Here is a 1,247-nt window from a genome sequence, read left to right on the forward strand (position 1 = left end):
CGCGGCCTTCATTAATTTGGCCAAGTGCGCCATCTAAAACAGAGATGGCCTGTTGAGCACTGTCTTGGCTTAATATATCGGTGTCAGATACGGCGATTTCAGGTACTTCTTCATAAGTTGTGGTGTAAGTGTTATTGAAAAGCTCTCTTGGTCGATCTTTGCCCCAGTCACTTACAGGAATTGGCTCGCCAGTTTCGGTATCAAAATAACTAATGGTGCCCGTTGTGAGTATATTTTTATGATTAATTTCAGTGGTTTGCACAGGTGTTTTTAAATAGCGGTAAAACTCTGTAGTACGACCAGCTGCGCCAACGAAATTTGGAGTAAATGCGCGCCCTGCATAGACTCTGAGCTCTAAACTGTTCTCTCCTGCGTTATCTACATCGATATTTGCAAATCCAATATTGTGTCCATCATCATCGATTAAATAGACACCATGGTTTGAACCATGCAAGAAATGAAACTCTTCGAATGCAACGGCCCTGATCCCTGTCGTTGCTGTGTGTTGATTAATCTGATCAGCCATTGCTTGTACCTGCGCACCATCTTGAAAGTCCGTGAATGAAGCTGAAATGGGCACGGTGCCACCACCGCCGACCAGATCAAAATTCAATATGACGGGTTCATCATAAGGGACTTTTTCGTGAGGTGCTCTAGGCGTCTCGCGGAATGAAATCGGGGTATAGGTTGTTGCCGATGCTCTAATGCCTAAGTTGGCAGCTGTGACGGCTTGTGCGATGTCATGGGTGGAATTATATGCCCCAGTCATTACTACTGCTTCAGTGCCTGTTGATGTAGTTGCTGTGATAACTGGACTATCTCCATGCCATTCATCTACGTCGGAGCGTTCAGGTAACTTATCAGGGTATATGCCAAGTTCGTTGAAGATATATGTCACATTCATCGTATCAAAAATATTGATAGCACCTATCTCATAATTAGGTGTTTGAATAGCAGCCTGCTTGGTTGCGTCTGTGCCGATGTGTGTAATATCAAATTTAGGCAATTGCAAATCAATCGTTTGCATCGCATCTGCACCAACCTGTAAAGTCTCATTAAATTGCCCGTTGAGCAGGCTTTTACCTGCAAAATTAGAGTCTTGAGCCACGGTAGAAAGATGCTGCTTGAGCTGTTGGTACTCAGCATTTAATGCTTGGCGATCTTCTTGATTGTAATTACCATTTGCAGCCTGAATCGCTAATGTTCGCATTCTTTGGATAGCTGATGACATTGATTCAAGCGCTGCA

Annotated in this window: 1 protein-coding gene; it reads right to left on the bottom strand. The window is 43.9% G+C overall.

Going from position 1 to position 1,247, the window contains the following annotated elements; genetic code table 11:
• Window positions 1-1,210, bottom strand: a 1,210-nt coding sequence (locus L1077_RS27125) for a flagellin N-terminal helical domain-containing protein (RefSeq protein WP_440589571.1), incomplete at its 3' end; no start/stop codon positions are given.
• Window positions 1,211-1,247: the final 37 nt, after the last annotated feature.

This window comes from Pseudoalteromonas luteoviolacea (assembly GCF_021654285.1).
GTDB classification, from domain to species: Bacteria; Pseudomonadota; Gammaproteobacteria; order Enterobacterales; family Alteromonadaceae; genus Pseudoalteromonas; species Pseudoalteromonas luteoviolacea_J.